Below are 24,903 nucleotides of genomic sequence, written 5' to 3'. Positions count from 1 at the left end.
CGCGATCCAGCTTGGGGCAACGGTCGCTTTCCGGGAAAACCCTCAGTATGACCCACGCGTAACTCTCCGTATCCTGTCGGACAACTGCAGACCCAGAGCAGTTTTGGCAGACTGGCGCTCCTGCTCTCACCTTTCGAGTGCCGCCGATATTGGAGGGGACATGAAAAAACTCGCATTCCTGATGATGCTGGCCTTTGCCGCGCCGCACGCCTCGGCGCAGGTCGAACTCAAGCTCGGCCACTTCGGTGCCGAAGACCATCCAGCCCAGACCGCCGCCAAACAATTCGCCACCAACGTGGACAAGCGCACCGGCGGCCAGGTGCGCATCAAGATTTATCCGAACAACCAGCTTGGCAATCCGCCCGAAGTGCTGGAACAAGCCATTCTGGGCGCCATTGACATGAGTCTGTCGGGCCAGGATCAGATTGCGAAATACGTCCCGAAATTTGATGCCGTGAGCACACCCTTCGCATTCAAGGATTACGCCATGGCCGACAAGGTTATTGATGGCGATTTCAAGAAATGGGTTGCCAAGGATCTGGAAGCCAAAGGACTGGTATATCTCTCAGCTTGGGAATGGGGCTTCCGCGAAGTCTCCAACTCCAAGCGCCCGATCCTCACGCCCGCCGACATGAAGGGGCTGAAGATCCGCACCCCACCAGCCTTCGCGTATCAGGCCTTTGTTGAAGCCTGTGGCGGCATGGCCCAGACCATCGGTTTCTCGGAGCTGGTGATGGCCATGAAGACCGGTGTGGTGGATGGTCAGGAAAACCCGATCGCGGTGATCTACAACCTGAAACTCTACGAGTCGCAGAAGTACATCTCGATGCTTAACTACACCTACAGCTCGATGACCCACGTGGTCTCGAAAAAGGTCTGGAACAAGCTGACGCCGGACCAGCAGAAGATCATCCAGGAAGAGTCCGATTCGGCCAGCAAGCTGATGCGCCATCTGGTGCGTGATCAGGAGGCCACTCAAATCGCCGAGATGAAGAAGCTGGGCATTCGCATCGACACGCCGGATCTCGCCCCGTTCAAGGCCGCGATGCCGCCCGCCTATGAAAAGGTGAAAGCCAAGGTTGGCGCCAAGAACTTCGACGAGTTCATGGCCATTCTGAAGAAAAACGGCGCCTGAGAGCCCGTTCAAAGCGCCCGCCTTCGCGGGCGCTTTTCACTTCACCCCTGAACGCACCATGAGCCCTGTGCTCATGCGGAGACGCACATGCTGACACTCGTCATCTTCACCGTCCTGCTCATCCTGCTGATGGTCGACTTGCCGATTGCTGTGGCCATCGGTCTGACCGCCATCGGTTTCTTCCTGTGGGAAGGCGAGCCCGACCTGCTCATCATGCTGCCGCAGCGCATGTACGGCGGCACCACCGGCTTCACTCTGCTAGCCATCCCTTTCTTCATTCTCGCCGGCAATCTGATGAATACCGGTGGCATCACCAATCGCATCTTCCGTTTCGCCAAGGCCTGCGTCGGCCACATCTCCGGCGGGCTGGGCCAGGTCAGCGTGATTTCCTCGATGATTTTCTCGGGCATGTCCGGCTCAGCCGTGGCGGATGCAGCTGGTCTGGGCCGCATCCAGCACAAGGCGATGGTCGATAACGGCTATCCCAAACCGCTGTCGGCGGCCATCGTCGCCTCAGCCAATTGCATCGGGCCGGTGATTCCGCCCTCGATTCCCTTCGTGCTGTATGGCGCGATCACCTCGGTATCGGTCGCCAAACTCTTCCTTGCCGGTTTCATTCCGGGGGTGCTGATGGGCGGCGCGATGATGATTGCAATTGCCTTGATGGCCAAGCCGCGCGGTTTGCCCCGTTCAGAGAAAGCGGATTTCACCGAACTCGTCGCCAGCACCAAGGCGGCGTTCTGGCCGCTGCTGGCGCCGATCATCATCATCGGCGGCATTCTCACCGGCTTCTTCACACCAACCGAAGCGGCCGTAATCGTCACCCTGTATGCGCTGGGCTTGGGCTTTGCCTATCGCGATCTGAAATGGAAGCAGCTGCCCGGCATCCTGTTTGCCTCGCTGAAACAGACCACCGGCCTGCTTTTCATCATGGCTGCGGCCAACTTCTTCGGCTGGCTGACCATCCACCAGCGCATCCCGGATGCAGTGATCCAGTCACTGGCGGGCCTGTCGGCCTCGCCCGCCGGGGTGCTGTGGATGATCATCGGCGTCGTCGTGGTACTGGGCTGCTTTCTTGAAGGCAACGCGATTTTCATGATCACCCTGCCGATTTTCATGCCTATCGCGCGCCTGTTCGGCATCGACATGATCAATCTGGGCGTCGTAATGACCCTGCTGATCATGATCGGCAACCTGACCCCGCCGGTCGGCATGTGCCTGTTCGCAGTTGATAGCTTTGCGCGAACCGGGGTCTGGCCGTTGGCCCGAGAAGCCCTGCCCTTCATGGCCGGCATCCTGCTGGTCACGCTGCTGATCGCCTTCGTGCCGGAAATCGCCCTCTTCCTGCCCAATTACTTCATGCCCGGCATGTAAAAAGGAGCCTGACCATGAAAGCCTTTCACTCGATCTTCGATCGCTTCGACGCGATCATCACCTTCATCCTCGAATGGGTGTGCATCGTCCTGTTCGCCGGGCTGACCCTGCTGCTCACCGCCAACATCGTGATGCGCTTCGTGCCACTGTTTTCGCTGCACTGGTTCGATGAAATCGTCGAACTGATCTTCGCGGCGCTGGTGTTCTACGGGGCAGCAGCGCTGTGGGTGACACGCGGGCATTTCAGCGTGGGCGACTGGATCTCGAAATACATCGCCAACGTGCGCCTGCGCTACGTATATCGGCTGTTGATCGAACTGGCCTCGCTGTTTTTCATGGGCGTATTCCTCAAATACTCCTACGAGCTGGCCATGCGCGCCGAGGATGTGACCAATGCCCTGCAACTGCCCAAAACCCTGCTGTATGCATGCATGCCAATTTCCGCGGCGATCATGCTGCTGTACAGCATGAAGAACGTGGTGATCGAGCTCGGCTGCATCATCGATCCGGCAAATGGCGAAACTTTCCGCGCCAAGCCGGAGGATGCTGCGCACTAAGGGTCTGGAGAGCCGCGCACAGCGGCCCTCTGCAGGCATACAACCTCAAGCGTCAATCCCGGCAAGGGTTTCCGGCAAGACTATCCGGAGACCCTTTACAGGTGCGGCTCTACAGCCAGCTACTCGATTACACCCAAGCCCGGATCGACACGCGGCAGCAGCAAAGTGAAGGTGCTGCCCGCGCCGGGTGTCGAGCTCAGATCGATCAGCCCGCCCATGCACTCGGCCAGCTCGCACGCAATCGCCAGGCCCAGCCCTGTGCCTGCGTGATTGTGCGTCAGCACGTTGTCAGCCTGTGCAAAACGCTCGAACACCTTACTCTGCGCCTCCAGCGGAATGCCCGGGCCGGTATCCCAGACGGCAAACGCCAGCAGGCCGTCATTCAGATGCACGTGCATTTCGACCCGCCCCTGCACGGTATATTTCACCGCATTGCCGAGCAGATTGCTCAACACCTGACGCAGGCGCACCGGATCGACCACCATGCGCGCCGGCAAATCCGGCGCCATCACCATCGCACCGCCCAGCCCCTTGGCCTGCGCCTCGCGTGAATGGCTGGCCCACAGTTCATGGCACAAATCAGCCAGGTCAATATCCTCCGGGTGCAGCACCAGCCGGTCCGAGTTCAGCTTGGCCAGATCCAGCAAATCATTGAACACGGCATACAGCTGCCGCCCGCCGGCCAGAATGTTTTTCGCGTAATCGTTCAGCTCGCTGCCCGCCGTTTCCAGCTGCAGCAACTCGGCAAAGCCGATGATGCTGTTGAGCGGCGTACGCACCTCGTGGCTGATCGCGGCGATGAACTCGTTCTTGCTGCGTGCCAACGCATCCGAATGCTCGCGCGCCAGGCCCATTTCATGATTTTGTAGCCGGGTCAGCTCCAGCAAGGTTCGGCAGTGCGCATGCTCCAGGCAAGCCTGGCAGGCCAGGGCCAGCCGTGGCAAGAGCATGCGCAAGGCGCTCAACTCCTCCTCGCCCACCTGCGCCTCGCCCTGCTCAATCAACAAACAGGCCTGTCGGCCCACACGCAGCACACACAGAGGCCTCCCGGCAGAATCGAGCGGCCTGAAATCCTCCGCATTGCCCGCCAGCCAGGCCACCAGATGGAAGCTGCGCGCCGTCTCAACGAGCGCGGTTTCTGGATACGCCAGCCCTTCGATCCTCCCATCCTCGCTCAGCCACCATAACTGGGCGGCGCGTGCGCGCAAGCACTGCGTCAGCGTTGCCAGAAAATCCTGCAGCATCTCACCCAGATCCAGCGAAGTGCCGATGTGCATCGACAACTCGTTCTGCAGGGAGAGCAAGCGAATAGTGCGTGGAGTGCGCTCAGATACTGGCATCAGCCCTCAAACCCAAACAAAAATGATGTAAAAAAATGCGCGAAAAAGTCTCGCCAGCGACGTTGCAGCGCAAAGAATACACACCGCCCCAAGCACCGCGAATCGATGCGCCCCAATGGCCGTAGTCGATGCGAGACAGGCCAAAAATGGCCTCAAACCTGTCGCAAAAACCTGGGGACTGGGGACTGGGGACTGGGGACTGGGGACTGGGGCAGTGTGGCCCTGGAGCCGCCCCCGTCAAACATCTTCGGCAACCCATACCCCGACCCGCACCTGCACATAACCCGCTCAGCCTTCTGCCACAGGCAGACCTGATTTTCCTGGGGCATGCCTGCAAAGCCGCCCCCGTATTGCCTCTGCAGCACCCCTGCCCGAAGACCGAATCCCGGCGCAGCTTTCCAGGCATGCCCAACTCAGTCCTCAGCACTCATTGCTCAGTCCTGCCGCAGGCGCGAGCCTAAGGCGGTAGAATCGCGGCTCATTCCTTACCCGCGCACCTCTCCATGCTTCGCTGGCTGCCCGCACCGCTCAAGGCCTTGTTCGTCGCCCTGACCATCGGCCTCAACACCATTCTGGTGTTCATCGCCTTCATCCCTTTTGCACTGATCAAGCTGTGCCTGCCGCTGCGCCCCGCGCGTGTCTTCGCCGACCACTGCCTGATCGCGATTGCCAATGCCTGGGTCAACGCCAACGGCCTGTGGATGAACGCCATTGAGCGGCAGGACTGGCAAGTCAGCTTTGACGGCGGCAGCGACAAGCTGCACCTCAAGGGCTGGTATCTGATCAGCTGCAATCATCAAAGCTGGGCCGACATCCTGATCCTGCAGCGCATCTTCCTCGGCCGCATTCCCTTCCTGAAATTCTTCCTCAAGCGCGAGCTGATCTACATCCCCATCATCGGCCTGGCCTGGTGGGCACTGGATTTTCCCTTCATGCGCCGCGGCGGCAAGACCCTCGCCGCAGCGGCCGCGGACATGGCCACCGCGCGCAAATCCTGCGAAAAATTCCGCCACATTCCCACCTCGGTCATCAATTTCCTCGAAGGCACGCGCTTTACCGCCGCCAAGCACAAGCAGCAGAAATCCCCCTACCCGCATCTGCTCAAACCCAAGAGCGGCGGCGCTTCGATTGCGCTGGGCACCATGGGCGAACTCTTCGAATCCATGCTCGACGTGACCATCGTCTATCCCGACGGCGTACCGACCTTTGTGGACGTGATGTGCGGGCGCATGGGCCGCGTCATCGTCGAAGTGAAACAGGTGCAGATCCCGGCCGAATTCATCGGCGAAGCCGCCAGCCGCGACCCGCACTACCGCTCGAAAATCCAGGTCTGGCTAAACAGTCAGTGGGCCGAGAAGGAAGCGCGCATCAGCGAGCTGCTGGGGAAGTAAGCCTCCGAGGCAATGAATTTCTAAAGCCGGCGTGATCCGCCTTTCGTAGAGCCTGCCCTCGACTTGATCGGGGGAGCGGCTTCAGCCGCAAATCACGTGCAGCATTCGCGGCTGAAGCCGCTCCTTGTATTGTCGAAGCCACGTTCTCGTAGGGCCGACTTCAGTCGGCCAGCCACGCGTGGCGTGCGACTGAAGTCGCACCTACGAGAGCACTCCACCTGAAACGGGATCTCCGCTCTCAGGCCGCCGGCCAGCTCTGCAACACCCGATAGCGCGACCCAGCTCCCTCGGCTTGCGAGGCCGCCAGACACCAGCTCGCCACCGGCAAAATCAGTGCCGGTGCCTCGCAGATATCAAACCCGGGATCTTCCGCCTTGCGCTGCAAAGTGATGTGCGCCCGGAACGCGCGCGCCTCCAGCGCAAAGCCCGCCGCGCGCAAGGCCTCATGCAGCTCAGCGACGAAACGCTGCAAGCCCTCCGGCAGCTGACCCGGCCCGGCCCACAAGATCCGGTTGTGCGGCCAGTAGCCCAGCTGATCGATGCGCAGACCACAGCGCGGCAAAGACAGACCGGCAGCGATCTCGCATAGCAGCTCGATTTGCGCCGGACTCACCTCGCCCAAAAAAGCCAGGGTCAGGTGCAGGCTGTCTTCCGGCATCGGGCGGCCGGAGAATGGCGCGCCCAGCGCGTGCAAACACCCGGCCAGTTCCGGCGCCGGCCAGAGCGCGAAGAACACGCGTTGATGTTCAGATTTCATGTCGCTCCCCAAACTTATCCACTCCCGGCATTAGCCCGCAGAGCCGCGAGCAGCCTTGCTCTGCAGCACACCCTGCTGCTCAGGTCCATTCAGCAAGCCTCTACAAACAAACGTCCTGAAGAGGCAAGCCGGGAGCGACTATACGAGCCGGCATCAGATTCGTAGGGCGGGTTAGCCGCAGGCATAACCCGCGCGGAAGTAGTGGGTCACGCCCGTATGGAAGTTTGGCAGCGCGGGTCAATGACCCGCCCTACATGGCTTACTCCTTGATTGGTTTTTCCTCGGCCTCTTTTCGGACGCGCGTGCTTATTATTGATCCGTTCACCAATTTGTCCCGAAAGAGAAAGCTGAAATTCCATGCATTAACCAGGGTGCGAATCTTTATCAGATCCTCAGCTGGAAATAACTCGGCCTTCGCTGCAAGAGCTTTAGACCTCTTTCCTGCTATACGGTCCCCTTCGGCAGCGGTTTTGCACCAGAGCAAATATGCGGAGTATTTGTTGTCAGCTTTGATCTGCGACATATAGGTACCGCCATCGTATTCAACAAAAAAAGTATAAAGCGACATTTTTACCCCACTATTTTGAATGCGTTCATGTCCTGTGCGATACAGAGCGTTACTAGCCCTGCAGGATGGGCTCGGCAAGCCCACGCGTTTCAACAAGACTTCCGCCGCGTGGGCACACCGTGCCCACCCTTCAGATCGCCCGTTTCGCCACGTTTCACCAGCAAATACCTACCTTCAATTTATCTCAATTTCATACCACAACGTCCGCCAGACCTCCCCCGCCTCCAGCGTGGCGCGCTCACTGCCCGTCACCTTGATTTCCTCGCGCCTATTGCCACGCTCATCCAGCGCCCAGGCGCGCACGCGGCTGGCCGCGACGGGTAGCGTGATGCGCGCGGCGAGGCCTTCGACTACAGTCGGTGCGCTGCCGAAATTGCGGCCGACGCTCGTTTTCTTTTCGTCCAGCCAACGCTGGCCGGTGTTCTCGACCTGACCCAGCGCGCTGATCAGCACGCGGCCGGGCCCGGTGAAGTCGCGGCCTTCGATCAGGCTGGCCATCAGCACGCCCCAGTCGTTGCGCGCGCCTAGCAATTCCAGCTCGATGCCGTGCGCATCGTAGGGCTTGCCCAGCCGCGCACCGATGAGGCCCTTGCTGCGCGGGCTGTCGATGACGACGGTTTTGCCATTGACGCCATCGAGGCCCCAAAGCAGTTCGCCGGTTTCGCTCTTCACCGGCAAAGGCAGGGCGACAGCAGCGGGCGTGGTGATGTTCACCGCACCTTGCAGCACGGCATTTCGCGGCGCGCCGAAGCTGTCGGCGCCGGGCATCTTGTAGCTGGCACGCAGGGCGTCGATCCAGGCCTTTTGTGCGGGCAGCGGCTGAGTCAGCACTTTGGCGGCGCGGGTATCGCCACGGCGGAAGAGCGCGGCGGCGCTGAGGAAGCTGGCCATCTTGACCGGGTTGGCGTGGCTGTCGAAGAAACGGTCGATCATGCCGCTGTCCCACTTCCTGTCGTGCGCGCCGAAGCTGTAGAGGAAGAGGCCGTCCCAGTCCTGCAGTGCGCCGTAGGCGGCAGCGAGCGGCAGGGCTTCGCCCTGATAGTGGCTGGGATTCGAGTGGTTGTATTCGGTGACGATGAAGGGCTTGCCGGGCACCCGGCGCAGGGCCAGATCGGCCAGCGTGCCGGCGCCATCGATGCCGGCCATGGGCGTGTTGGCGATCTTCCAGTTGTCCATATCCCAGGGCTTGCCGGGGAAGTGCGGGTGCTGCCAGTAGGCGTGGCCATCGACCACGTCCAGCGCGGCCTGAATCGGCGCGGTGCTGTAGCTGACCTGGGTGCCGACGATGAGCGGCATGGCGCCTAGTTCTTCGCGAAGGTAGCTCTGGAAGCCGCGCCAGTAGCCGCTCTCCACGTCCCACAGAAACGCGATCCAGTCCTGCTGACCGGCGCGGGTGCGACTCATCAGATCGCCGCTGCCGATGATGTCGACCGTGCCGGCTTCCAGAGATTCGCCGGCCTTGAGGCCCAGCACACCGCCGGGGCGCAGACTGGCCGAGGCGATCTGCAGGCGCCCGGTGAGCTGGCCCAGCCCGCCTAACGTGAGGCGCGCCAGCTCGTCGCCCTGCGAGGGCGCGAAAGTGATTTTGTAATCCTGCCAAGCTGTGCCGACTTCAATCGTCTGATCCCACAAATGCTGCCAGGGAGCGTGCGCCTGCATGGCTTGCAGGGAGAGCTTCATGGGTTTGTCGGCACGCAGACGCAGCGTCAGCGTGTAGGGCTGATCCATCTTGAAGGCGAGACGGTTCTGGTGGAGCTGGGTGTGCCAGTTCTCGCGGCTGGGCGCCGTTATCGCCAGATCAAGCCCGTCTTCGGCCGTCGTGCTCAGGCTGGCTTTGGCAGTGCCCACCAGCTGCAGGTTCCAGCCGGCTTCGCTGCTCTTCACATTAGCGGCGCTGCCCAGCATCTCGGCGCCCAGCGCCTCTTCGCGCAAACCCCAGGCGGTGCGCAGCCCGGCGCTGTCTTTGTATTTCGCGCGCAGCCAGGCCTGCCACTGGCGCTGCAGCTCGCCGCGGTAAGGTTCGGTCATGGCGTTCAGGCTGCCCACGCGCCACTCGCGCAGCAGGCCGTTCTCGTTGTTGATCTCGATGAGCGCGACGGCGGGTTCTTCGATGTAGCGATTGCCGGTGTAGGGGTTGCGATGCAGGAGCAGATCGCGGGCAAAATCCTGCTGCATGACGACCATGGGCGGGTAGAAGATGTCCACGCCCTTCCAGTATTTCGGCGTGTCCTCGCCCCAGTCCTTGAAGCCCGGATACTTGCGGCCCACATGCAGGTTCAGGTCGCTGTAGATGCCTTCGCGCTTGAGTGCGGCGATGAAGTAATCGAGGAGCTCCAGCATGGCCGGATCAAGCGTGCGCATGTCCTTCTGCAGCAGACCGTCCGGCGCCGGACGGGAATCCATGTGGTGGAAACGCACGACGTTGATGCCGAAGCGGGCCATGCGCGCGGCCAGCTTGTCGGCCGTGGCGTGATCCGGCGCGACCGAGCCGAAGACGATGTTGCCGCCGAGCAGGCGCAGACGCTCGGTGCCGGCGAACAGATGGCCGTCCTCGACGCGCACGAAGCCGTGCTTGCCGGCGGGCTTGTCGTTCCAGGCGGAAAGATTGGTGAGATTGGCGCTCGCGTCATCCCAAGGCATCACGAAGGGAAACAGCTCGCCGGCCAAGCTCGACAAGCTCAGCGTGGTCAGCAAAAACATGGCGAAGGCTTGTCGGAGCATCAGTTTCATTGTTTTCCCTTCCTGAACGGTGATTACAGGAATACAGCCGGCACGGGCCCGGCAGCTTGTCCCGACTATCCTCTTACAAACCCTTACAACTGGCTTGTTACCCGATCCGCAGTGTGCCGCGTTATTAGCCTCGGAGGATGCAATTTTGTATTTTTGGAGATTCACCATGAAAACGACCCGCTTTGTATTGATTGCATTACTCGCTGGCGCCAGCCTGATGGCCCCCATCGCCAGTCAGGCCGAAACCATTTTTGAACGTTTCGCCCCACCCCTGTTGCTGCCGATCCCGATTCCCGTACCGGTGCCCGGGCATATCCGCGGCCCGGAAATCCGGGTGCAAACTGCGCCGGTCTGGCATGACGACTATGACCGCGATTATCGCTACGAGCGCCGCCATGACCGCCGTGACTATCGTTATGATCGTTACGACGACCGTCACGATCGCCGCTATGACCGCCGCTATGACCGCCATGACCGGCGCTATGACCGTCACGACCGCCACGACTACTACAGGCGCTAAGCCAGTAGGTCCGCCCGGCCAGATCCAATAAGCAAACCGGGCGGGCCAGCCGATGGCCCGCACCGAACCCTCATCTGCAATCAGGAGATTGACCTGTGAAAACCACCCGACTACTGATGAGCCTGCTGCTCGTCGGCGCCAGCATACTCGGCGCCATGCCCAGCCAGGCCGAAGTCAACATCGACATCCGCCTGCCCGGCGTCAGCATCGACTTGTTCCCGGCTCCGCCACCGCCGCGTTACGAGGTATTTCCGGCACCCCGCCATGGTCGCGTCTGGCACCCGGGCTACTGGCGCTGGAACGGCCGCGCACACGTCTGGGTCGGCGGCGTCTGGGTACGAGAACGCCCCGGCTATGTCTGGATTCCGGAACGCTGGGAGCCGCGCGGCAATGACTGGCACTTCGCCCCCGGCCGCTGGGATCGCCACGACGGCGACTGGCGTGCGGCGCAACGCCAGGAACATAATCGCTGGAGTGAATGGCGCCGTGATGATGAGCGCCGCAAGGACCAGTGGCAGCGCGAACAACAGCGTCGTGAAGCAGATCGACGCGAAGAGCGTCGCCGTGACGAAGCCCGGCGACAGGAACAGCGGCGTGATGCACAGCGCCAACGTGAAGAGGCGCGGCGCGATGATCGCCACGACCGCCGCGATGATCGCCGTGACGACAGGCGTGATGAGCGCAAGGATGATCGCAGCGACCGCCGCGATGACCGACGCGACAACGAGCGCGACAAACGCCACTAAAGCGCGATTTTCTCTGGCCTGAAGAACCGCCCCCCGCTTGAGTCTCAGAGCAGCATGCTCGCACACCCAGGCGGGAAGCGGATCTTCAGGCAGGTCTTGAAATAGTTTGGATCGCTTCCACGCAGCGCGTGGGAGCAATCAAGCCGGGTTCCCCCGGATCACCACCCTGGCGGGCAGCTTACTTTTTCTTCGCGGCCGGGCTTTTGGTGATGTTGCAGTTTTCCATCAGGAATCGCAGCGCATCGCGGCCGCCCCGCTCGGACGCGTCCAGCAGATATTTTTGCGCCTCCGGAAAGAGTTCCTCCTCCCACATCGACAAGAGACTTTCCTTGATTTCAAAGGGCGCAGAAGCCGTGATCAGCGTGGGCACCACGCGCTCATCGAAACCGTCGGCCTGGACCTTTTTGATCAGCGCGCGTGCTTCACGCTCGCTCAGTGAAGTCTTGGGTTTGACGCCCGCGGCCAGACAGATGAACAGGGTCTGGCGCGAATCCAGATCTTCCTTGCCTTTGGTGAGCTGACGCCATTCTTTGGAGATGAAGCCATCGAGCTGATCGACATCTTCCAGCCCGCCTTCAAGCAGGAAGTAACTGGATTCCAGCGCATTCAGCGCAGCATCCAGCGCCAGCTTCGCGTCCAGGATCAAGGGCGCATCATGCTTTTCAATTTCGCGTTTGACGCGATTGGCGATGACGCGATGCTCGGCCGGTACATCCTCGAAGAGCTTGGCGGGAAACGCCAGCTTGCCACCGGCGGGCGACGCCTCTCGCAGCGCGTCGACGATTTGCGCAAACAGCTGGCGCGTCAGGCATTCCTCCTGCTGCGCCAGGCGCGCCAGAATCGCAGTGCGGATGACGCTATCGGCAGAGGCCAGATCAAGCTCAGCCATCGGCAAACCCATGTCCTGCGCAAACCAGCGCGCGGCGGCCATGGCGCTGATGTTGTCCTGCCGGCGCTGCAATTCCTTGCGATAAGCGCTCAGCGACAGCGGTTTCTTGAGGGTGCGTTCGTCCTGAAAGTCTTTCAGCGCCTGCCCGGAGATGCCGCCAAAAAAAGGCTCCTCAGGCATTTCATGCAGCTTCTTGAGCATTTCATTGCCGCCACGGGAGTGCGACAGGAAACTGTTGTCGCGCAAGGATTCGGCCGCCTTGCTCAGATCGTCGCCACAGGCATTTTCCAGATAAAGGCTGACCAGATGCACGATGCGCTTGCGCGCATTGTCCAGATCCGCGTGCAGATGGCTGCCGCCAAAATATTCCGCAACCTGCACGCTGCCCTTGGCCCCGTCCGCAATGATGGCCTGCCAGACCTCGGGCGAAATCAGTGCTTTCTTGACCCCGTAACTCAACGCCTTTTCGAAGAAAGGACGCTTGTCGATGAGGGCGATATTCTGGCGAGAATCAGTCATGGGCACGACATTCAAAAAACAAAGGGGACGAAAATTCTAATCAGCAACAATCTTCCGAGTACCTACGCTCATACCCGATCCCGTCATTCCCGCGAAGGCGGGAATCCAGCGGCTTAAACGCGACACTGGGCTACCCCTTCGCGGGAATGACGGACTTTTGAAGCAAAAGTCATGAGCGGGCGGCGTCAAGCCCAAACCAGAAAGCCGATCAAAGCGCGGACTCTTCGTCCGGCCGAGACCGAGGCTTCGGCTTGCTGACCGGCGCCGCGCTCTCCGCAGGAGCCACGCCTTCGGCGAGCGCCGCGCGCGCCAGCTCCTGTTCCGCCTCCAGACGCTGGCGGATTTCGGCCTGCTTTTTCAGCGGCGGCCAGATCTGCTCGAACATGTCCGGATGCTCGTGCTTGAGCAGCCAGGTCAGTTCCTTCCAGTCGTTATCACACACCTCGGATCGATCAACCGCATCATCCTTGGTATTCAGATTCACATTGAAGGTGTCATACAACTGAAAGTGCGCAACCTCTTCATCCCGATCCGACAGGTAATCAATCAGGGCCTCGCAGCCACCGTCGAGATTGCCAATCGCCTCGATGAAATCCGCCGTCTGATCTTCATCGCGGAAGATCACGGCATTGATCATGCCACGCAGGTGCTGATGCGTTTTGTCGGCATACAGTTTTTCAACAACCACCGCGCGCGCGAATTGTTCCGGCGTGATCAGCAGATTGACGACCGACTCTTTGGAGGAATCAAACTCGCGAATAACCGCCAGCAAATCCTTGGGCCGCAACTCCTCAAGCACCTCCACCAGCGCCTGATCGCCCTCGGTATTCGCCAGGGACACCAGTGCGAATTCCGCACCCGCAATATCGCCAGCACCGATGAGGCTGGCCGCTTTCACTACCAATGCATTTGCCATGATTTTTCGAAACCTGATGAAAATGGGGTGGGGTAATCCGTGCTAGAAACCGTGTTCTGGCGAAACGGCCGAGCGCTATTCGTTGCGATCAAAACCCTGCTCGCTCATCCAGTCGGCGCCCGCTTCATCCAGACCGCGTTCGTCGTCTTCAGAGTCTTCGTTGCCATCTTTGTCCTGCTCCTCATCATCCTTCTCGGCCTCGTCATCATCGCTGGCCGCGACAGGACGGCTGCCGTGCTTGTCCGAACACTTTTCAAGCAAGTATTCAAGACAGACAACGGTACTCATGAAGCGTTCGCCATCGGGTTCGCCCAAGGCGATCAAGGCCAGTTCATCGCCCCAGGGCTCAAAACGCACGGCATCTTCAATCGCATCCCAGGACGGAAACTCGTCCGGCTCCAGCGACGACAAGTGCGTCATCGCATGCGGGTCGATAAAACGCACGCCGCCATGAAATGCCGGCACCACCATTTCGGGCGCGAATTCAATCATCGACATCAAAGCGGGAAACTGTTTGCGCTTTTCCATGAGGCGCGCACGCAATACATTCTTGCCTTCTGAATCAGACTGCAGATCCTCGATCTCGGCCTTGTAGGCGCGACTCAAGTCTTCGAAATAATAAGACAGCTTCATTGCAATACCTTGTTGATATAAGACCGCCAGATATCCTGGGCGGTTTCAATGGGACTTTCCAGCAGACTGCGGCGACGATTCTCGTCGTAAGCCTGCCGCTTTGCCGGGTCTGCCAGCAAATCGTAAGCATCCTTGACCTCCCGGAAACGCGCAGGCGCCTCAGGCGAGGTATTTTTGTCCGGATGGAATTGCGAGGCCTTTTTGCGGTAGGCGGTTTTGATTTCGGCAATCGACGCATCAACCTCGATGCCGAGTACGGCGTAATAATCCTTCATGCGCTTTTATCTAAATCCGTCCAGGGTTTGAATACTGATGCTATTTCACCTGCAGCACCGCACAAAAAATCCAGTTACGTCAAACCAGCAACTCGCCATTATGCGCCCCGGACGCGTGCGTTTCCATGCTGCAACGCCTTTTCCCCTAAATCCATCGCTTCCGCATCAGATCGCTGGCACATGTGCCGCAAATGCCTGTTCGTGGGCACGGACAATCCATTGCCAATCGAATTCATCACGGGCGCGCTGCAGGCCGGCTGCACGCAGGCTTGCGCTCAGGGCGCGATCATCGAGCAGGCGGAAAAGCTGGCGCAGGCAATCGGCTGGATCGCCTTCAGCGAACAGCAAGCCGTTGCGTTCATGCTCAATCACGCTGGGAATGCCACCGCTCGCGCTGGCCAGCACCGGCACACCGGCCGCATTCGCTTCGCAGAGCACGCGGCCCATGGTTTCCGCATCGCGCTGGCCGGAGATACGGTTGCGCGTGACGCGGCTGGCAAGCACAAAAACGTCGGCCTGCCAGTAATACACGGGCAGACTTTCCTGGGGCAAACGACCGAGAAAGCGCACGCAATCCCGCAGACCCAGACGCGCCACCTGCGCCTCGCAGCGTCGCCGCTCGCGCCCGTCACCAACGATATCGAGCATCGCATCAGCGTGCCGCTGGCGGATTTGCGGCATCAGACTGATCAGGAAATCCAGGCCTTTCTTGGGCACCAGCCGACACGCCGTCAACAGACGCGGACCGCGGCCTGTAAGCGCCGGCCGCGTCGTCTCGGCGGGCTGAAAATGGCGGCTATCAACGCCGCCGGTGAGCACGCGCACGCTGTCTGGCGGCAAGCCCAGATCGGCCAGCAGCGCCGCCGTGAAGGCGCTATTGGCCAGCACACAAGCGGAGGCGCGTGCCGCTTGCGTCATCACCAGCCGGCGCTGATCGCGCAGGATGCGCTCAATCCATTCGGGTGCATTGAACTGCCTGAACAGCCGATACAGACGTGTGCCCACCCAGCGCGAGCCGAGCAAACTGCTACCAAAACGAAATGGATAGGCGATCCACGGGCGCATCACATCATTGCCAACGCTGCGGCACACGGTTGGCACGCCCAGCACGCGGCCGACTTCGCCGAAATACACATTCGATGCGTAGATCAGATCCGGCGCAAAGCGCCGCCCCACCGCAACCGCCTGCGCCACGCTGTGCCAATGCGCCACGCGGCTGAGCACCCGCCGCACCGGAAACGACTGCGTCGCGTCGTGTCGAAGGCACTCCTCATGCAGATCTGGATCGTCGGCGCGACAGGTCAGGACTTTGAGCTGATGCCCCTGCGCCGCCAGATGGCGCGACAAATTAACCGCGTGCGTCTGCATGCCGCCAAAGCTCGGCGGATATTCCGGCAGGATCAACAGCAGACGCAGACTTCGGTTTATTGAAAGAGGCATGCAGAATTGCTCAGGACTTCCCCAGCAACTCGCGCGCATGCTCAGCGCCCGCGCCATTCGGGGCGAGTTCGAGATAGGTGCGCAGTGCCTTGGCAGCCTTGTCCGAATCGCCGGCCTTGGCCCAGGCTTCGCCCAGATTCAGGTAGGCCACCACGCGTGAGGCGTCCAGTTCTATGGTTTTCTCGAACCAGCGCGCGGCTTCGCGATGCTTGTCCTGCTTGAAGAAAATGTAACCCAGGTTGTTCGCAGCCAGGGCGAAATCCGGGCGCAGCTTGAGGGCTTCGGTGAAGGCGGCTTCGGCTTCGGCGTATTGCTTCTCGCGATACAGCTGCAGCCCGCGATCATTGGCGCGCTGGGCCTGTTGGCGGATCGAACTGCCCACCACCGGCAGGCTGGTGATCTTGCGCTCGCGCCCCTGCAGATCAGGCACCACCACGGCCGAGGCGGCAGACACCGGCGCCGCAGCGGAGACAGGCGGGCGCGCCGCATCCAGTTTGGTGTTGAGCGCAATCGCCTCGCCCGACAGTTGGGCGGTGTCGGCGTTGAGGAATTCGCCCTCGGCGCGCAGTTCGAACACGAATTCGCCGCCCTGCGAGCCGGGCAAGCTTCCAAAGGCCGGCGTCTGCTGCGACACGCTGGCAACGGCAGGCGCCAGATAGGCCGCCAGTTCGGTTGCGGTGATGTAGCCGTCATTGTTCAGATCGCCCTTGCCGGCCAGCGCCTGCAGTAGCGTCCAGGTGAACACGGAATGGCCGTTCGGCCCGCCGTCGGCGACCATCTGATCGGCCCCGCCAGCGGTGAGCATCTGCCGCCCGATGCGCTTGGCGTTGTCGCGCAGAAAGGCGTTGCCGGCGCCGCGCGTGAGGCCGAGGCCGCTGTAACAGGAATCCATCACGAAGAAAACGTGCTTGGCCGGCAGACTCTCGGCGATGTTCTGCAGCTCGGTCATGGCGATGCCATCGCTGGCGAGCTTGGCCGGATCGGCATCAACCGGCACGATGTAGCCCAGATCACGGCCGGAGCTGAGTTTCTGCGTCGCGCCGTGGCCGGCGTAAAACACGAAGACGCGGTCGTTCTTCTGCATACCGGCGTGGCCGAGCTTGTCGTGGAAAGCCGCGAGAATCCCTGTGCGCGTGGCCTCGGCATTGGTGATCAGTTGGATATGATCCGGGGCGAAGCCGTATTTCTGGCTCAGCGTGTCGCGCATGGCCTGCGCATCGCGCACGGCGTACTGCAGGCGCGGCCATTTGGCGTATTCGTCGATACCGATGACGATTGCCCAGGACTGGTTGTAACCCGTCGTCACCGTAGCCTTGGCGGCTTCGCTGTTCCTGCCTTTGCTAAGGGTGAATTCATGGCCATCCCAACCGGCAAACTGGTAACCCTCCGCCACCAGTTGATCCAGCACCAGCGGCAGTGCCTTGATCGTGCGTTCGTGAATGTCATGAAACAGGATGATGCCGCGTCCTTCGGCATCCACGCTGCGCAACACCCGGTCGGCAATCGAGCGCGGCACTGGATCGGCCCAATCCAGCGAGTCGATATTCCACATTACCGAGCGCAAGCTGGCCGCATCCAGCCATTGACGCGCCTCCGGGCTGCCGGCTCCGTAAGGAAAACGGAACAAGGGCGCGCGCTGGCCGTCGACCGCGCGCAGCAAGGTATCGGTATTGACGATCTCGGCCTTGAGCTTGTCGCCGGTCTCTTTCGACAATTGCGCATGGCTGTAACTGTGATTGCCCAGTACGAAACCATCGGCCATCAGCTTGCGTGCCACGCGTGCATTGGCGCCCAGCTTCGCGGCGCCGCCCTCGCCCACCGCACCGAGATTGCGACCAACCTGGAAGAACACGGCCGGCGCGCCGTATTGCTGCAGGATCGCCTCGATCTCTTCGGTGAATTTGGGGTGCGGGCCATCATCGAAGGTCAACACCAGCGTCTTGGGCGGCAGGCCGCGGCCAATGATCTCGGACTCCTGCTCACTCTTGTCCAGCGCGGCAAGCTGTTCGGGCGAATACGGCATGACCACGCCGTAATCCTTGAGGATCTGCTCACGCGAATAGAGCTTGCGCAGCTTGGCCAGATAGTCGCCCCAGCGCTCGCGCTTGAGGGTAATCGCACGTGATTCGAAGCGGCTGAAGATCTGCTGGATCTCGCGTTCGTAGTTTTTTTCGATCTCGGCCAACGCCTCCAGATCCTCGCCCACGCGCTTGTGCAACTTTACCGCCGGCAGGCTGCCATTGCGCCCCAGTTCGGCCTGCAATGCCCCTAAGACTTCACGAAAAGCCAGGCGATCTGCATCGAACAGGCCGGCGTCGGATTCAACGTAATCGAGCACCTGTTCCACTGCACCGAAGCCCTGCTTGGGCGCGGCTGCCACCAATACCGCCAATTGCTGCTGCAGCGTGTCGGCATGCGCCAGATTGTCGTGAAAGAGCCCTTGCCCCACAGCATTCGCCGACGCACGCTCGTGCACCTCAAGCGCCTTGTCATCGGCCAGCAGCACGATGATCTGGCGATAATTCGCCAGCATCGCCCGCAGGCTGTTCAGCGCAGGTTCCGCCGCGCCTGCAGGCGCCGTCAACACAGCTGCCGGTTCCGTCGCCGGGCTGCGCCCGTGCTGCCAGCCCAGCACGCCGGCCACAATCAGGACGGCGACGGAAATTGCACTCAGCAGGCGGGTTCGGTTACGCATGGGATCGGGCTTGGCGTGAAGGAATGAAGCCGGCATTTTGCCTGAACTTCCCTCGCCTCACCGCCCTATGCTGCTCAGCGGCCTGACTAGCCGTAACGCCGTGCCGCCTCAACCGCCAGACCCGCGCCGATGCTGCCGAACAGATCGCCTTCGCAGGCGCGCGCCTCGGGCAGCAAGGCGCCAATCTGTGCGCGCAGTTGCGGCACGCCGCTGCCACCGCCGGTAAAGAAAATAGTATCCACGGCGCTGGCCGGAATGCAGGCCTGGGCGAGCAGATCACTGACGGTTTGCGCCACGCGCGTGACCAGCTCTGCGGTGGCATCGCTGAAGGCTTCGCGCGTGATCTCGCCGCCCAACTCCGGCCACAGCTCACCCAGATCCAGACGCGTGCTGTCGGCACCGGAAAGGGCGATCTTGGCCTCCTCCACCTGCAGCGCCAGCCAGTGCCCGGAGCGCTGATTGATCAGACGCGAGAGGCGATCGAGCTTGTCGCGCTCGGCGCTCATGCGGTAGATCTGCTGCAGATCGACGGCCGCAGTGCGGCTGTAGGCCAGCGGAATGGTGTGCCAGGTGGCGAGCAGATGGAACAATTGCGAAGGCAACACGCCGCCGTTGGCAGTGCGACTGCCCAGGCCCAGCAGCGGCATGGCGCTGGCCAGGTTCAGGGCGCGGTCGAAATCGGTACCGCCGATATGCACACCGCCATTGCCGAGCAGATCCTCGCGGCGCTCGACGCTCTGGGCGCGCTCGGGCGAGAGGCGCACCAGCGAAAAGTCGGCTGTGCCGCCGCCGATATCGGCGATCAGCACCAGCTCCTCGCGGTTCAGACTGCGCTCGTAATGCAGCGCCGCGCCAATCGGTTCGTACTGAAAACTCAGCTCGCGAAAACCGGCCGCGCGCGCGATCTGCGCCAGCGTGTCCTCGGCCAGCTTGTCGGCCTCCGGCTTGCCATCGACGAAGAACACCGGTCGGCCGAACACGGCACAATCGAAGGGCCGCCCGGCGGCCTCTTCGGCACGGTGTTTGAGTTCGCGGATGAAGGTCGCCAGCAGCTCGCGAAACGCCAGCGTGCGCCCGGCCACTTCGGTATGCGCATCGATCAGGCCACTGCCCAGCAAGCTTTTGAGCGCGCGCACCAGCCGGCCTTCGTAACCATCCAGATACGCGGCCATCGCATCGCGGCCGAAGTGCGTACTGCCTTCATCGGCGTTGAAGAACACCGCCGAGGGCAGGCTCAGCCGCCCGCCTTCCAGCGCCAGCAAGGTCTCGGCGCCAGGGCGCGCATGGCCGACAGTGGAGTTGGAAGTGCCGAAATCGACGCCACAGGCGCGGGCTGGAGCAGCAAACATCAGGAGACTCGGGTGAGGAAATGGGGGCGGATGATACCGCAGGAAAAAGTGCTGAGTGCTGAGCAATGAGTGCTGAGTGGGCATGCGTGCAGAGCCGCGCCCGGTAAGCTTCTTCGGGCAGGGGTGGCGCAGAGGCAATGCGGGCGCGGCTCTGCAAGCATGCCCCCGTAGGTGCGACTTCAGTCGCACTCCCCACGCTGATGTGCGACTGAAGTCGCACCTACCCCTCCCGAAGAGCCGTGCCCACATTGCATCTGCTCTACCCTAAGCCGAAGAACCAATACGGGCGCGGCTCTGCAAGCACATCCACTCAGCACTCGGTCCTCATTGCTCAGCACTCCGCCGCAGGCGGCACACTCAGCACTGATTTATTGCCCACCAAAACACAGATACTTGATGTTCAGATATTCATCCGTGCCGTAATACGAGCCTTCACGCCCCAGCCCGGATTGCTTGATACCGCCGAAGGGCACGACTTCGCTGGTGATGAGGCCGGTGTTGATGCCGACCATGCCGGTTTCCAGCGCCTCGGCCACACGCCAGCAGCGCGCTATGTCGCGGCTGTAGAAATAGCTGGCGAGGCCCGATTCGGTGGCGTTCGCCAGACGCAGCAATTCTTCCTCGGTGTCAAAGCGGAACAGCGGCGCGAGCGGGCCGAAAGTTTCCTCCTGCGCCACGCGCATGTCCGCAGAGGCATTGACGAGAATGGTCGGCTCGAAGAAGTTGTGTCCGAGCGCATGGCGCCTGCCGCCCATGACCAGCTGCGCGCCCTTGGCCAACGCGTCGGCAATATGGGCTTCAACCTTGAGCAGCGCGCGCTCGTCGATCAGCGGGCCGAGCGTGATGCCGTCCTCCAACCCGTTGCCGACCTTGAGCTGGCGCACGGCGCTGGCGAGCTTGCTGGCGAAGGCGTCGTAAATACCGCTCTGCACATAAATGCGATTGGCACACACGCAGGTCTGGCCGTTGTTGCGGTATTTCGAGGCGATGGCGCCGGCCACCGCCGCGTCCACATCGGCGTCGTCGAAGACGATGAAGGGCGCGTTGCCGCCCAACTCCATCGACACGCGTTTGACCGTGCCGGCGCACTGCGCCAGCAGCAATTTGCCGACCGCCGTGGAGCCGGTGAAGCTGAGCTTGGCCACGGCCGTGCTGCTGGTCATCGCGCCGCCGATGGCGTGCGCATCGCCCGTCACCACATTCAGCAGGCCCGGCGGCAGGCCGGCTTCCTCGGCCAGCACAGCCAAGGCGAGTGCCGAGAAGGGTGTCTGCGGCGCGGGCTTGAGGACCACCGCGCAGCCCACGGCCAAGGCCGGTGCGGCTTTGCGCGTGACCATCGCATTCGGAAAATTCCACGGCGTGATCGCCGCGACCACGCCGACCGGCTGCTTGATCACGACGATGCGCTGGCTGGCCTGCGGGCTGGGAATGGTGTCGCCGTAGGTACGCTTGGCTTCCTCGCCGAACCACTCGATGAAGCTCGCACCGTAAGCGATCTCGCCGCGCGCCTCGGCCAGCGGCCGGCCCTGCTCGCGCGTCAGGATCTGCGCCAGATCTTCCTGATGGCTCATCACCAGCTCGAACCAGCGCCGCAGCACGGCCGCCCGCTCCTTGCCGGTACGCTGTTTCCACTCGCGCTGCGCCGCCTGCGCGGCGGCAATCGCGCGCTGCGTCTCGGCCGCGCCCATGTACGGCACCTGGCCGATCAGCTCGCCTGTAGCCGGATTGTGGATCGGCTGCAAAATGCCGGAATCGGCCGCACACCACAGCCCCCCGATCAGGGCTTGCTGACGAAACAGGGACGGATGCTGGAGCGGTATGGACATGACAGGCCTCTTGGCGGTAAAACAGCGGAAAGCAGACCGAAGTGTAGTCGACGGCTTGGCGGACAGGCTTCTGCGACAATCCTTCCACGCGCAAAACTGCGGCAAAACCCCTATAGCCTGAAGATCTGCCACCGACGGACCTCTACAGGCAGGCATGCCGAAGACCCAATCCACGTGCGGCTCTCCAGCCACTCTTAAGGCCAGACTCAAAACCATGCCCTTCGATCTCAGCGACAAACTCGTCATCGGCATTTCCTCACGAGCGCTTTTCGATCTCGAACTCGAAAACACGCTCTACGAGCAGCAGGGCGTGAACGCCTATTCCGATTACCAGCGCGGCCATGAAGATCAGCCGCTGGCGCGCGGCACGGCCTTCCCACTGGTCGAAGCACTGCTGCGCCTGAACGCGCTGGCGCCCGAGCGGCAACTGGTCGAAGTCGTGCTGATGTCGCGCAATACGCCGGACACCGGCCTGCGCGTGTTCAACAGCATCGAGCACTACAAATTGCCGATCACCCGTGCGGCCTTCTCCGGTGGCCAGCCGATTGCCAGCTATCTGCAATCCTTCAAGGTCGATCTGTTCCTCTCGAAATCTTCTGAGGATGTGCAATCGGCCGTCGACGCCGGGCTGGCGGCGGCCACCCTGTACGCGCCGCCGGACGTCAGCGCCGCGCCGCACGAGCAGATCCGCATCGCTTTCGATGGCGACGCGGTGCTGTTCTCGCCCGAATCCGAATACATCTACAAGGAACAGGGGCTGGATGCCTTTCAGGCGCATGAACAGACCCATCGCCTCGAATCCATGAAGGAAGGCCCGTTCGCCAAGCTGCTGATCCTGCTCGCACGCCTGCAGCAGCAATTCCCGGCGCAAAGCTGCCCGGTGCGCATCGCCATCGTCACCGCCCGCGCCAGCCCGGCACATGCCCGCGTGATCAACACCCTGCGCGCCTGGGGCGTGAGCGTGGATGAGGCCTTCTTCCTCGGTGGCGTGGCCAAGGACGAAGTGCTGACAGCCTTCGGGGCCCATATTTTCTTCGACGATCAGGATGTACACCTGAAGAGCGCCTCACGTGTCGTACCTTCCGGCAAAGTGCCTTATCGCAAGGAAAAGCCGGACTGATGCGCTGAAACGGCATAAAAGCGTGACTTATGACCGCTTAAAAAATCGATAAATTTGTTAAATTCGACAAAACCACCCAACAACAAGCAGCTCATCACCCGAGACATTGCCCATGCCTTCCGCCTTCCGGATTTCCAGTCTGCCCCTGCTTGCCTGCGCGCTCGTGCTGGCTCTCACGGCTTTTGCCTGGCAGCGACAACACGCACTCAGCGGGCAAGTCCTGCGGGCAGGCTTTGACACGCAAAGCGAGCAGGCCACCGCGCAACTCCAGTGGCGCCTGCAGGCCAGCGCACAACTGCTGAGCAGCATTCAGGGCCTGTACGCCAGTTCAACCGAAGTCAGTCGTGCCGAACTAGCCAGTTTCTTCGCGCAGCAACAGGCTCACGCCAGCTTTGCCGGGCTGCGCAAGGTCAGCCTGGCCCTGCTGGTTTTGCCTGAGCAACGCGAGGCCTTCGTCGACAGTCAGCGTCAGGCCGGCATAACCGATTTCGCAATCAGCCCCGGCGGCACGCGCGCCCTGTACGCGCCGATCAGCCAGATCGTCAGTACAGACTCCGCCGCTCAGACCGATCTGGGCCGCGATCCCTTGGCCGACCCCGAGCAACAACAGGTCCTGACCTTGGCCCGCGACCGCGGTGAGGCGGTCCTCTCCGGCAAGCTGCGCCTCAGCGCCGCCAACGGCAGCGCCGAAGGCTTCATCATCGCCAGCCCGATCTTTGCCCGCGGCAAAGCCCACGGCAGCATCGACGAGCGACGCAGCAACATCCTCGGCTGGGCGATTGCCAGCTTCAGCACCGACGGCTGGATGCAGAACGCCTTCGGCGAAAAAGGCCCGGCGCTGGATCTGACCCTGTTTGACGGTAAAGAAGACACCGACAGCAGCCGCCTGTATCAGAGCGATACCCAAACCGGCCGCACGGCACCGGCCCAGGCGCTCTTCAGCACCGAGCAAGCACTTACCCTGGGCGCACAGACCTGGACCCTGCGCCTCAGCAGCCCGGCCGACTATGCCACCCGGCACAGCAAGGACAACTCGGCGTTCATCGCTCTGCTTGGTGGCGCACTGGCGCTGGCCGTGTTGTTCCTGTGCCAATACCTGAGCACCAGCCAGAAACTGGCCAGCGCCGCCGCAGAAAAAGCCGCCGAAGCCCTGCACGAAGCCGAGGAGCGTTGGCGCTTCGCCCTCGAAGGCGCCGGCGATGGCGTGTGGGACTGGAATGTGCAATCGAGCACCATCCACTTCTCGCCGCGCTGTGATGTGATTCTTGGCGTGCCCAGCAAAGGCGCCAGCAGCGCGATCATCCACCCCGAAGACGAAGCCCCCGAAAAAGCCGCCATGCAGGCCTGCCTGGAGGGCAAAAGCAGCCAGTACGTGAGCGAACACCGCATGCAGGGTGAAGACGGCCAGTGGCGCTGGATCGCGGCGCGCGGCATGGTACTGGCTCGCAACAAGAATGGCGAAGCCTCACGCATGATCGGCACCGTCACCGACATTACCGAACGCAAAACTGCCGCCGACCGCCTCAACAACATGGCCCAGCACGACGCCATCACCGGCCTGCCCAATCGCACCCTGTTCTTCGATCTGCTGCAGCAAGGGCTGCACCTGGCCAAACGCCACAAGGAAGCCTTGGCGCTGATGTATGTGGATCTGGACTACTTCAAGTCCGTCAATGACAACTTCGGCAAGGATGTCGCCAACAAATTGCTGCGCGAAGTCGCCGATACGCTGGGTGCCACGGTGCGCGATTCCGACACCGTCGCCCACTTCGGCGGCGACGATTTCGTCGTCCTGCTGCCCACGCTGGCCAGCGAAGCCGACGCCGGACTGGTCGCCGAAAAAATCCGTGCGGCACTGGATCGCGAATTCAGCATCTATGGCCGCCAGATCAGCATCACCGCCAGCATTGGCGTCGCCCTCTTCCCGCAACACGCCCGCAGCGCAGAAGCCCTGATCAACAGCGCCGCCCGCGCCGTGCTGCAATCCCGTAAGAGCGGCCGCAACAGCGTGTGCTTCAGCCTGACCTCGGACAGCACGGGGGCTTGAGTCGCAAGTCGCAAGTCGCAAGTCGCAAGTCGCAAGTCGCAAGTCGCAAGTCGCAAGTCGCAAGTCGCAAGTCGCA

Annotated in this window: 20 protein-coding genes; 8 read left to right on the top strand and 12 right to left on the bottom strand. The window is 61.8% G+C overall.

Annotated features, from left to right (window positions below; all coding sequences use genetic code 11):
* The first annotated feature begins 160 nt into the window (after window positions 1-160).
* The 3 genes from ABXR19_RS15815 (at window position 161) to ABXR19_RS15805 (ending at window position 3,066) form a co-directional block, all read left to right on the top strand.
* Window positions 161-1,135 (top strand): TRAP transporter substrate-binding protein, encoded by a 975-nt coding sequence (locus ABXR19_RS15815; protein WP_354602114.1) that lies wholly within the window; start codon window positions 161-163, stop codon window positions 1,133-1,135.
* 87 nt (window positions 1,136-1,222) lie between these two features.
* Window positions 1,223-2,509, top strand: coding sequence for a TRAP transporter large permease (locus ABXR19_RS15810; RefSeq protein ID WP_354602113.1), 1,287 nt, complete (start codon window positions 1,223-1,225; stop codon window positions 2,507-2,509).
* Between the two features lie 14 nt (window positions 2,510-2,523).
* Window positions 2,524-3,066 (top strand): TRAP transporter small permease, encoded by a 543-nt coding sequence (locus ABXR19_RS15805; RefSeq protein ID WP_354602112.1) that lies wholly within the window; start codon window positions 2,524-2,526, stop codon window positions 3,064-3,066.
* A 119-nt stretch (window positions 3,067-3,185) separates the two neighbouring features.
* Here ABXR19_RS15805 and ABXR19_RS15800 read toward each other — a convergent pair whose 3' ends face one another.
* On the bottom strand, window positions 3,186-4,406 hold the full coding sequence (locus ABXR19_RS15800; RefSeq protein ID WP_354602111.1) for a sensor histidine kinase: 1,221 nt from the start codon (window positions 4,404-4,406) through the stop codon (window positions 3,186-3,188).
* 503 nt (window positions 4,407-4,909) lie between these two features.
* Here ABXR19_RS15800 and yihG point away from each other — a divergent pair.
* Complete coding sequence (gene yihG, locus ABXR19_RS15795; RefSeq protein WP_354602110.1) at window positions 4,910-5,797, top strand: 1-acylglycerol-3-phosphate O-acyltransferase, YihG family; 888 nt, start codon at window positions 4,910-4,912, stop codon at window positions 5,795-5,797.
* A 238-nt stretch (window positions 5,798-6,035) separates the two neighbouring features.
* Here the strand turns inward: yihG and thpR are convergent, their stop codons facing one another.
* The 3 genes from thpR to ABXR19_RS15780 form a co-directional block, all read right to left on the bottom strand.
* The gene (gene thpR / locus ABXR19_RS15790; RefSeq protein WP_354602109.1) at window positions 6,036-6,554 is read right to left on the bottom strand and encodes an RNA 2',3'-cyclic phosphodiesterase; all 519 of its coding nucleotides are present in this window, start codon (window positions 6,552-6,554) and stop codon (window positions 6,036-6,038) included.
* 259 nt (window positions 6,555-6,813) lie between these two features.
* A complete protein-coding gene (locus tag ABXR19_RS15785; RefSeq protein ID WP_354602108.1) occupies window positions 6,814-7,215 on the bottom strand; it encodes a hypothetical protein in 402 nt (133 codons plus the stop codon).
* Between the two features lie 81 nt (window positions 7,216-7,296).
* Window positions 7,297-9,852 (bottom strand): carbohydrate binding domain-containing protein, encoded by a 2,556-nt coding sequence (locus ABXR19_RS15780; protein ID WP_354602107.1) that lies wholly within the window; start codon window positions 9,850-9,852, stop codon window positions 7,297-7,299.
* A gap of 166 nt (window positions 9,853-10,018) precedes the next feature.
* Here ABXR19_RS15780 and ABXR19_RS15775 point away from each other — a divergent pair, with 166 nt between their 5' ends.
* Both ABXR19_RS15775 and ABXR19_RS15770 read left to right on the top strand, forming a co-directional pair.
* On the top strand, window positions 10,019-10,372 hold the full coding sequence (locus tag ABXR19_RS15775) for a hypothetical protein (RefSeq protein ID WP_354602106.1): 354 nt from the start codon (window positions 10,019-10,021) through the stop codon (window positions 10,370-10,372).
* 95 nt (window positions 10,373-10,467) lie between these two features.
* Window positions 10,468-11,118: a YXWGXW repeat-containing protein gene (locus ABXR19_RS15770; protein WP_354602105.1), complete on the top strand. Its 651-nt coding sequence runs from the start codon at window positions 10,468-10,470 to the stop codon at window positions 11,116-11,118.
* Window positions 11,119-11,296: 178 nt separating this feature from the next.
* Here ABXR19_RS15770 and ABXR19_RS15765 read toward each other — a convergent pair whose 3' ends face one another.
* From ABXR19_RS15765 to ABXR19_RS15730, 8 genes are all read right to left on the bottom strand, one after another.
* Window positions 11,297-12,526: a hypothetical protein gene (locus ABXR19_RS15765; RefSeq protein ID WP_354602104.1), complete on the bottom strand. Its 1,230-nt coding sequence runs from the start codon at window positions 12,524-12,526 to the stop codon at window positions 11,297-11,299.
* A 208-nt stretch (window positions 12,527-12,734) separates the two neighbouring features.
* Complete coding sequence (locus tag ABXR19_RS15760; RefSeq protein ID WP_354602103.1) at window positions 12,735-13,442, bottom strand: hypothetical protein; 708 nt, start codon at window positions 13,440-13,442, stop codon at window positions 12,735-12,737.
* Window positions 13,443-13,517: 75 nt separating this feature from the next.
* Window positions 13,518-14,075 carry a hypothetical protein gene (locus tag ABXR19_RS15755; RefSeq protein ID WP_354602102.1) on the bottom strand — a complete coding sequence of 186 codons (558 nt, stop codon included), beginning with the start codon at window positions 14,073-14,075 and terminating at the stop codon, window positions 13,518-13,520.
* A complete protein-coding gene (locus ABXR19_RS15750; protein WP_354602101.1) occupies window positions 14,072-14,350 on the bottom strand; it encodes a DnaJ domain-containing protein in 279 nt (92 codons plus the stop codon). The genes ABXR19_RS15755 and ABXR19_RS15750 overlap by 4 nt, the downstream gene beginning before the upstream one ends.
* A gap of 165 nt (window positions 14,351-14,515) precedes the next feature.
* The gene (locus ABXR19_RS15745; RefSeq protein WP_354602100.1) at window positions 14,516-15,790 is read right to left on the bottom strand and encodes a glycosyltransferase family 4 protein; all 1,275 of its coding nucleotides are present in this window, start codon (window positions 15,788-15,790) and stop codon (window positions 14,516-14,518) included.
* A 10-nt stretch (window positions 15,791-15,800) separates the two neighbouring features.
* A complete protein-coding gene (locus tag ABXR19_RS15740; RefSeq protein WP_354602099.1) occupies window positions 15,801-18,485 on the bottom strand; it encodes a polysaccharide deacetylase family protein in 2,685 nt (894 codons plus the stop codon).
* Window positions 18,486-18,571: 86 nt separating this feature from the next.
* Window positions 18,572-19,834 carry an Hsp70 family protein gene (locus ABXR19_RS15735; protein ID WP_354602098.1) on the bottom strand — a complete coding sequence of 421 codons (1,263 nt, stop codon included), beginning with the start codon at window positions 19,832-19,834 and terminating at the stop codon, window positions 18,572-18,574.
* Window positions 19,835-20,202: 368 nt separating this feature from the next.
* Window positions 20,203-21,660 (bottom strand): NAD-dependent succinate-semialdehyde dehydrogenase, encoded by a 1,458-nt coding sequence (locus ABXR19_RS15730; protein ID WP_354602097.1) that lies wholly within the window; start codon window positions 21,658-21,660, stop codon window positions 20,203-20,205.
* A 214-nt stretch (window positions 21,661-21,874) separates the two neighbouring features.
* Here ABXR19_RS15730 and ABXR19_RS15725 point away from each other — a divergent pair, with 214 nt between their 5' ends.
* Window positions 21,875-22,780: a 5'-nucleotidase gene (locus tag ABXR19_RS15725; RefSeq protein ID WP_354602096.1), complete on the top strand. Its 906-nt coding sequence runs from the start codon at window positions 21,875-21,877 to the stop codon at window positions 22,778-22,780.
* A 112-nt stretch (window positions 22,781-22,892) separates the two neighbouring features.
* Window positions 22,893-24,827 (top strand): sensor domain-containing diguanylate cyclase, encoded by a 1,935-nt coding sequence (locus ABXR19_RS15720; RefSeq protein ID WP_354602095.1) that lies wholly within the window; start codon window positions 22,893-22,895, stop codon window positions 24,825-24,827.
* Window positions 24,828-24,903: the final 76 nt, after the last annotated feature.

The organism is Uliginosibacterium flavum, assembly GCF_040566545.1.
GTDB lineage: Bacteria > Pseudomonadota > Gammaproteobacteria > Burkholderiales > Rhodocyclaceae > Uliginosibacterium > Uliginosibacterium flavum.
The sequence above is the reverse complement of the archived record's forward strand: the minus strand, read 5'-3'. Positions and strand labels throughout refer to the sequence as shown.